The 7780-nt window shown below is 66.0% G+C and carries 8 protein-coding genes; 3 read left to right on the top strand and 5 right to left on the bottom strand.

Annotated features, from left to right (window positions below):
- From WBF82_RS21690 to WBF82_RS21675, 4 genes are all read right to left on the bottom strand, one after another.
- Nucleotides 1-876: NAD(P)/FAD-dependent oxidoreductase (locus WBF82_RS21690; RefSeq protein WP_424384990.1), on the bottom strand; the 876-nt coding region annotated here is incomplete at its 3' end.
- Nucleotides 877-946: 70 nt separating this feature from the next.
- Nucleotides 947-1987, bottom strand: a complete 1041-nt coding sequence (locus WBF82_RS21685) for a type III polyketide synthase (RefSeq protein ID WP_424384989.1) — start codon at nucleotides 1985-1987, stop codon at nucleotides 947-949.
- A gap of 344 nt (nucleotides 1988-2331) precedes the next feature.
- Nucleotides 2332-3345: an NAD(P)/FAD-dependent oxidoreductase gene (locus WBF82_RS21680; RefSeq protein ID WP_424384988.1), complete on the bottom strand. Its 1014-nt coding sequence runs from the start codon at nucleotides 3343-3345 to the stop codon at nucleotides 2332-2334.
- Between the two features lie 27 nt (nucleotides 3346-3372).
- Nucleotides 3373-4419 carry a type III polyketide synthase gene (locus WBF82_RS21675; RefSeq protein WP_424384987.1) on the bottom strand — a complete coding sequence of 349 codons (1047 nt, stop codon included), beginning with the start codon at nucleotides 4417-4419 and terminating at the stop codon, nucleotides 3373-3375.
- Between the two features lie 252 nt (nucleotides 4420-4671).
- Here WBF82_RS21675 and WBF82_RS21670 point away from each other — a divergent pair, with 252 nt between their 5' ends.
- Both WBF82_RS21670 and WBF82_RS21665 read left to right on the top strand, forming a co-directional pair.
- The gene (locus tag WBF82_RS21670) at nucleotides 4672-5820 is read left to right on the top strand and encodes an NAD(P)H-binding protein (RefSeq protein WP_424384986.1); all 1149 of its coding nucleotides are present in this window, start codon (nucleotides 4672-4674) and stop codon (nucleotides 5818-5820) included.
- Nucleotides 5817-6539 (top strand): lysostaphin resistance A-like protein, encoded by a 723-nt coding sequence (locus WBF82_RS21665; protein ID WP_424384985.1) that lies wholly within the window; start codon nucleotides 5817-5819, stop codon nucleotides 6537-6539. Before WBF82_RS21670 ends, WBF82_RS21665 begins: the two co-directional genes overlap by 4 nt.
- Nucleotides 6540-6548: 9 nt before the next feature.
- Here the strand turns inward: WBF82_RS21665 and WBF82_RS21660 are convergent, their stop codons facing one another.
- Nucleotides 6549-7361: an enoyl-CoA hydratase gene (locus WBF82_RS21660; RefSeq protein WP_424384984.1), complete on the bottom strand. Its 813-nt coding sequence runs from the start codon at nucleotides 7359-7361 to the stop codon at nucleotides 6549-6551.
- Between the two features lie 129 nt (nucleotides 7362-7490).
- Here WBF82_RS21660 and WBF82_RS21655 point away from each other — a divergent pair.
- Nucleotides 7491-7780, top strand: a 290-nt coding sequence (locus WBF82_RS21655; RefSeq protein WP_424384983.1) for a CoA transferase, incomplete at its 3' end; no start/stop codon positions are given.

Genomic DNA, 7780 nt, shown 5'->3' with positions numbered 1-7780 from the left:
CCGCCACCCCGCCTCGTAGGACGACGGCGCCTCCTCGACGATTGCGGCCACCGCGGCGGCGGCGTGTTTAACCGCAAGGCTGATGCCCTCGCCGGTCAGCGCATCCTCGTATCCCGCCGCGTCGCCGACCAACAACACCCGGCCGGCGACCCGACGGGAAACCACTTGGCGCAGTGGACCGCAGCCGCGCGGCCGGCCGGGCGCCGCGTCGTGCAAATGGGCTGCGAGCCGCGGGAACCAGGCGAGGTCGGGCCGGTGCCGGGACAAAATCGCCACGCCGACCAGATCCGGCTCCACCGGCGTCACGTATGCCTCACCCCAGGGCGACCAGTGCACTTCGACGAACTCCGACCATGCGGGTACGGCGAAGTGCCAGCGCACGCCGTAGCGCCGCGGATTTCCCGCCACCGCCTTGATTCCGACGGCGCGGCGCACCGACGAGTGCAGTCCATCGGCCGCCACCAACCATTTCGTCCGTAGGCCGGCCGCCGTGACCCCGCTGGCATCCTGGTCGATCCGGGTGACGCGCGTCGAAATCCATTCGGTGTCTTGTTCTTTGGCGCGGGCGGCCAACGTGGCATGCAATGTAGTGCGTCGTACGCCTCGACCCGGGTAGGCACGAAAGCGCGCTTCGGCGCGACGGTGTTGGCTCAGATACGCGATGCCCCGGAACGGCAATCCGGGCGGGTCGATTCCGAGCGACATCAGCTCGGCCAGGCCGCCGGGCATCAGCCCCTCGCCACAGGCCTTGTCTATCGGGGCTGCCCGCGGCTCGGCAACGATCACCGAAAGGCCAAGGCGCCGAGCGTGTAACGCGGTGGCAAGGCCACCTGGGCCGCCACCGACGATCAATAGGTCGGCATCATACGTAGCCAAGCGCCACGTTCTCCACCCTAATCCCCAGCCGCTGGATGCCGATCGCGAGGATCAGCAGGTAGTACACGACCTACCAGCCGAGCAGCACGAGTTCCGAGCAGAACGCTGGCCCCATCGCCATCATCAGCCCGAACGAGCCCGGCGGCGGCGGATCGTCCATGTTGGCCCGAAGGACGTCCAATACCGACACTGACGAGAGGTTCCCGTTGTCGCGCAACGAGTTTCGGGTGTAGTCAAGGGCATCGGCGGGAAGGTCCAGGGTGTGCTCGACGGCTTCGATCACCTTCGGTCCGCCGGGGTGGCAGACCCACGTCGAGATGTCCGCAGGTGTCAGGCCGTGGTCGTTCAAGAAGTTGCGTACGTCTTCGCCCAGGTACTTTTCGGCCACCGTGGCAACCTCAGTGGACAACTTGATCTGGAAGCCATTACTGCCAACATTCCAGCCCATGACCTCTTCGGTGTCGGGGTAGAGCCGGCTACGGGTGGCCAGCACCCGGGGCCCGGTCGGCGTGCGGGCAGATCCCTTCGCGACGACGGCGGCGGCCGCATCGCCAAACAGGCTGGCCGCCACCAGGTTGGCGATGGAGTAGTCGTTGCGCTGCAGCGTCAACGAACACAGTTCGACGGCGAGCAGTACCGACACCTGATCGGGGAACGCGCGCAAGTAGTCATGCATGCGTGCCACGCCGGCGGCCCCGGCGACGCAGCCAAGCCCAAACAACGGGAGCCGTTTGACGTCGGTTCGTAATCCGACGCGGGTCGCCAGCCGGGCCTCCAATGTCGGCACCGCCAGCCCGGTGACCGTCGTCGAGAAGACAATGTCGACCTCGGAAGGTTTGACCTTGGCGGCGTCGAATGCCGAAAGCAGCGCACGTTCACCAAGTTCCAAGGCGGTCTCGATGAATATGTCGTTGGCTTCAGTGAAGCCGCTTAACTTCCCGTATTGCGGCAGCGGCAACGCGAGGCGGCGCTTCTCTACGCCGGCGCTGGCGGCGAACCGGTCAAATTGCGGGCCGCCAAGGCCGGTGAGGCCCGACAGTGCCTCCAGCTGGCCGACCTGGTGGGGCGGAAATTCGATCGCCACGGACGCGACGGATGCAAACGGTGTCATCTGGCTTACTCCCTGCGCGCCGGGCCGACGGGGCGCGTTTTCTAATCGTATCCATCTGGTGGGGCACTTTGGACAACTTCGCTGGTTGATTAAATCCAATTCGTTGGAACTAAACCACGATAACTTGGATTTCGCACCGCCACTCCGATGGGGCTCGGGCGGCCGCCGGACCGACCGTGGCCCCCCGCGTGTGAGGCGGGATCGCTCGTTTGGGGGTGCGGGGATTCTGATCATAGGTGCAGGGTCGCCGCTGGTCACCGCGCTGCTGCCAACCCGCTCGCGGGATGCCGTATTAATTCAACATGCATCTAATTAGCAAGTACTAACGTAATGCCGTTGACCACTCAGCGGGCCAGCACGTGCACCGCCTTTTTGAAAACTCCGGGCAGCACTGTGCAGGCGGGCACAATGGCACGCCGATTCATCGAAGGCACTGTGGCCAGCACGAGGCCGCGGGTTAGCAGGCGGTAGTCGCGGGTGATTCGATACCAGGCTGCTTCATATGACGACGGCTTGTCGTCGACGATGGCGCTCACCGCCGCGTCGGCTTGTTTGACGGCCAGGCTTACCCCCTCGCCGGTCAAGGCGTCCTCATAGCCAGCCGCGTCACCCACCAGCAGCACCCGGCCGGCGACGCGGCGGGGCACTACCTGTCGCATGGGTCCGCAGCCTCGTGCTCGCCCGCGGCTGGCGCCATGCAGATGGTTTGCCAGCCGCGGGAACCAATCAAGCTCGGGCCGGTGCCGAGACAAGATTGCGACGCCAACCAGGTCTGGCTCGACCGGCGTCACATAAGCCTCGCCCCACCGCGACCAGTGCACCTCAACGAACTCCGACCACGCCGGCACTCGATAATGCCATCGCACCCCGTACCGTCGAGGTGTTCCGGCCACGGCGTTGATGCCGACGGCGCGCCGAACCGCCGAGTGCAGCCCGTCAGCGGCGATCAGCCATTTTGCGCGAATACCGGCGGCCGTGACGCCATGGACATCCTGGTCTACAGTAGTAATTCGAGTCGAAATCCATTGGGTGTCTTGCTCTTTGGCGCGCGACGCCAGGGCGGCGTGCAGCGTGGTACGTCGCACACCACGTCCGGGGCTGTCGGGGAAAAGCGCTTCGGCGCGGCGGCGCTCGCTCAGATAGGCGATACCGCGGAGGGGCATGCCGGCGGGGTCCACGCCCAGCGCTGCCAGTTCAGTCAGGCCGCCCGGCATCAGCCCCTCGCCGCACGCCTTGTCGATGGGGTGGTCGCGGGGTTCGGCAACGATCACTGAAAGTCCTTGCCGGCGAGCGTGTAACGCCGCGGCCAGACCGCCGGGGCCACCGCCGGCGATCAGCAGGTCGGTGTCATAAGTCATCGGCGCCGCTCTCCCGGGACGCGTTGCCTACCAACTGAGCAGTACGAGTTCGGAGCTGAAGCCCGGTCCCATGGCAATCATCAGTCCGAAGGACCCGGGCGGCGGCGGTTCGGCCATGATGGGCCGAAGCACATCTAGCACCGACACTGACGACAGGTTCCCATTGTCGCGCAAGGAATTTCGTGTAAGGGTGAGGGCATCAGCGGGAAGGTCTAAGGCGTTCTCCACCGCGTCGATCACCTTCGGGCCGGCGGCGTGAACTATCCACGTCGAGACGTCCGCGATGGTCAGGCCGTTCTCGGCGAGGAACTTGCCGACCTCTTCACCCATGTATTTTTCGACGACGGTCGCGATCTGGACGGACAACACGATCTCGAACCCCGCAGTGCCGATGTTCCAGCCCAACACGTCCTCGGTGTCGGGGTAGGTCCGGCTACGGGTGGCCAGCACCTTCGGCCCAATCGGTGCCCGGTCGGCTCCGGTAGCGATGACGGCGCCGGCCCCGTCGCCAAACAGGCTGGAGGCGACCAGATTTGCGAGCGAAAGGTCTTCACGCTGAATGGTTAACGAGCACAGTTCGACCGCCAGCAGCGCCGCCACATGATCGGGATACCCGACAAGGTAGTCATACACCCGCGCCAGGCCGGCTGCGCCGGCGACGCAGCCCAGACCGAACAGCGGGACACGCTTGACATCCGGGCGTAGGCCCACGCGGGTAATCAGCCGTGCCTCCAACGAAGGCACTGCGAGCCCGGTTACGGTCGTCGAAAAGACGATATCGACTTCGGAAGGCTTGACATTGGCGGCATCCAGCGCCGACAGCAGTGCCCGCTCACTCAGCTCGAGAGCGATATCGAGGTAGGCTTCGTTCGCCTCGGTGAAGCCGCTGAGTTGGCGATACCGCGACAGGGGCAGCGCCAGGTGGCGTGTGGCAACCCCGCTGGTGGCAGCGAACCGTCGAAATTCGGGACCGGCGAAGTCGGATAGGGCCGCGATGACCTCATCTTGGCTGTGCCGGTTCGGCGGAAATTCGACCGCCACACCGGCAATGGACGGCGTTGCGATGTCAGGCATCGCCGAATGCGTACTGAGGGCTGAGATGTCCACATAGACAGACACGGATTTGTCAATTGATCGGTTCAACATCGTTGCAACCAAAGTAAATTGAACACCGGTATAACGGGTTACGAGTTGCCGTGCTGCCAGCGAGTTCAACGCGCAGCGGTCAACGGGCGGTTTTCCGGCCACGCCGTTGCCGCCTGCACCATCGCCGGGCAACAACCGAATCGACTGCCCGGGTCCAGCGGGATCGCTAGGTTGGAAGGTGTGCGAATTCTGGTGACAGGCGCGACCGGGTACGTGGGATCGCGGCTGGTCACAGCGCTACTTGCCGCTGGCCATCAGGTGCTGACCGCTACCCGCGACCCGGCCCGGCTAGGCCGAATGGGCTGGTTTGACGACGTCAGTCCGGTCGCGCTGGACGCGTCGGATCCCGACTCGGTCCGCGCGGCGTTCGCCGCGGCCGGCCCGCTCGACGTCGTGTACTACCTAGTCCACACGATCGGTCAACCCGGCTTCCGCGATGCCGACCGGGCCGCGGCTGCCAACCTTGCGGACGCGGCCAAGGACGCTGGTGTGCGCCGCATCGTCTATCTGGGTGGGTTCGTCCCGGATCACCCCGATGACGGGGCGCTCTCCGAGCATCTCACCAGCCGGGCAGAGGTGGCCCACGCGCTGACGGTCGACGACGGCCCGGAAGTGGTGTGGCTTGGCGCGGCATTGATTTTCGGCGCCGGCTCGACGTCGTTCGAGATGCTGCGCTACGTCGGTGACCGGTTTCCGGTTATCCCGATTCCGGCGTGGATGGATAACCCGATCGACCCGATAGCTGTCCGGGACGTGCTGCATTACCTGGTCGCGGCCACCGATAGCGCACAAGTGCCAGCGGGCGCCTACGACATCTCCGGCCCGGACCGGACGTCCTATCATGCGCTGCTGAAAACCTATGCACGGGTTTCCGGCAAGTGGCACACCAGCCTGCCGGCGCCCGGGGTGGACACCACGATGGCGTCATGGGTCACGGCGGTGGCGCTGCCGGTGCCCGACAGGCTGGCTTGCGATCTGGTGGAGTCACTGAATCATCCGATGCAGGCCTCCGGCTCGGGCCTTCGTGATCTGGTTCCCGACCCACCCGGCGGGCTGATTTCTATCGAGGAAGCGATTACCCGGGCGTTATCGAGTCGCCGGCCGCTTCCGGTGAACGCGCTAGCCGATCCACACCATCTCGCCGACAGCGACCCGGCGTGGGCCGGCGGCGACGCGCTGCGGCTGCGGCGGCTCGCCGGAATGGTGACGCCGTCGATCGCGCGGCCCGGTCTCGCGTTGATGGACGCGGTCCCAGGACCCATCGCCGGTGCGCTGCGAACCGGCCTCGACATGCTGATCACTCTGACACCGAAGGTGCGCTTCGCATGACAGACCTGACTAGTCGTCCGCATCCCAGCGCTGTCGAAGAAATTCGTCGCGGGATCTTCAATGTTGCTGTGCCGCACAATGAACCGCCGTCGACCGTGCTCCGGCGTCGGATCGTTGTGGTGGTCGTGCTGCTGCTGGGCGCGGCGGCGTTGGGGTTCGCGCTGCGACGGCATCCCGGCGAGCCGAGTTTTTACTGGTTGTCGCTGCTGCTGGCCGCGATATGGGCGCTCGGGGCACTGGTCTCCGGCCCGTTGCATCTGGGCGGCGTCCGCTGGCGTGGACGCAACCAGCGTCCGGTGATATCCGGGACCGTCGTCGGCCTGGTGGTCGGTGGCGCTTTCGTGGTCGGTGGGTTGATCGCCAGGCAAATTCCCGCGGTCTCCGAGTTGATCACCCGAGTGCTGCACTACACCGACCAGGGATCGTGGCGGCTGACCTTGACCGTCGCGCTGCTCGGTGGGATCGCCGAGGAGTTGTTCTACCGCGGCGCGCTCTACACGGCGTTGGGTCGACACCAGCCGGTACTCATCTCGACCGTCGTATACGTGGTCGCGACGTTGGCCAGTGGCAACCTGATGCTCGGGTTCGCCGCTATCTTCCTGGGCACGGTGTGCGCATGGGAGCGCCGCGCGACCGGTGGTGTGCTCGCACCGATCTTGACCCACTTCGTGTGGAGCCTGGTGATGCTGCTCGCGCTGCCCCCGCTGTTCGGTCTGTGAGTTTGGGAGTCAGCTGTCGGTGAAGTTCGGTGTCCGACGCTCTTGGAAAGCCCTTGCGCCCTCGCGGAAGTCGGGGGAAGCCAGCAGGACTTGCTGACCGTCCAGTTCGCGCTGTAGCGCAGCCTCCAACTGCGGCAGCGTCGCCGCGTTGATGGCCTCCTTGGTCTTGGCGAACGCCACCGCGGGGCCGGACAGCAGTACCGACACCACCTTGTCCACCTCGGCCTCGAACTCGTCGGCGGGGTAGACGGCACTGATCAGGCCGCCGGCCAGTGCGGCGGCGGCGGGTAGCCGCTCGGCGAGCAACGCCATTTGCATCGCACGTGTTCGACCGATCGCGGCGGCGACCAGCGCCGAAGCACCGCCGTCGGGCATCAGGCCGATTTTTGTGAAGGCGAGCATGAAAAACGCTGTGTCCGAGGCCAATACCAGGTCGCATGCCAGGGCCAGGGATACCCCGACGCCGGCGCACGGTCCTTGAACGACCGCTACAACAGGTTGCGGCAGCGCCACGATGGCCCGGATCGCGCGGTTGACAGCCAAGATGAGCTCCGTCCCCGGGCCGCCGCTTGCCACGTCGTCGGCGCTCATCCCCGCGCCGGAGCTGAAGCCGCGGCCGGCGCCGCTCAAGCGCACCACTTTCACCCGCGGATCGTTCGCTGCCTGCTCCATCGCATCGGCGATCCCGGTCAGCACCGGCAACGTCAGCGAATTCAGGCTCTCCGGACGATCGATCGTCACCGAAAGCACCCCGTCGGCGAGGGTGACGGCAAGCCCGCTGACGGGCGCGAGGGCGTCGATTCCGGAATCGATGGCGGTCATGGGGATCACCTTAAGCGACCGGGATGCAGCGCCAACCGGACCGGCTGCGAAGATGCGATTGTTCTAGTGGCGCCGCGCGTGCGATCGCCACGCGGGTGAATTGGTCTGTCGACAAGGAGGTCGGGAGAGATGGCGGGACCGCTGACAGGGCTGCGAGTCATCGAACTCGCCGGAATCGGGCCGGGCCCGCACGCAGCGATGATCCTCGGCGACCTCGGTGCCGACGTCGTGCGCATCGACCGGCCCGGCGCCAGCGGCACCGACCCGATGTTGCGCAACCGCCGCTTCGTCGTCGCCGACCTCAAGTCCGAGCAGGGCCGCGAGCTTGTCCTCAAGCTCGTCGCGAAGGCCGACGTGCTGATCGAGGGATTCCGGCCGGGCGTCACCGAGCGCCTGGGCCTGGGCCCAGAAGACTGCGC

Origin of the sequence: Mycobacterium sp. (assembly GCF_049673265.1) — a bacterium.
Lineage (GTDB): Bacteria > Actinomycetota > Actinomycetes > Mycobacteriales > Mycobacteriaceae > Mycobacterium.
Note: the sequence above shows the minus strand (reverse complement) of the source record. Positions and strands in the feature narration are given on the sequence as shown.

What these genes read in the sequence shown, in the direction of transcription:
- WBF82_RS21685 (WP_424384989.1), bottom strand. Translation starts at nt 1,987, where the DNA reads ATGACACCGTTTGCATCCGTCGCGTCCGTGGCGATCGAATTTCCGCCC.
- WBF82_RS21680 (WP_424384988.1), bottom strand. Translation starts at nt 3,345, where the DNA reads ATGACTTATGACACCGACCTGCTGATCGCCGGCGGTGGCCCCGGCGGT.
- WBF82_RS21675 (WP_424384987.1), bottom strand. Translation starts at nt 4,419, where the DNA reads ATGCCTGACATCGCAACGCCGTCCATTGCCGGTGTGGCGGTCGAATTT.
- WBF82_RS21665 (WP_424384985.1), top strand. Translation starts at nt 5,817, where the DNA reads ATGACAGACCTGACTAGTCGTCCGCATCCCAGCGCTGTCGAAGAAATT.
- WBF82_RS21660 (WP_424384984.1), bottom strand. Translation starts at nt 7,361, where the DNA reads ATGACCGCCATCGATTCCGGAATCGACGCCCTCGCGCCCGTCAGCGGG.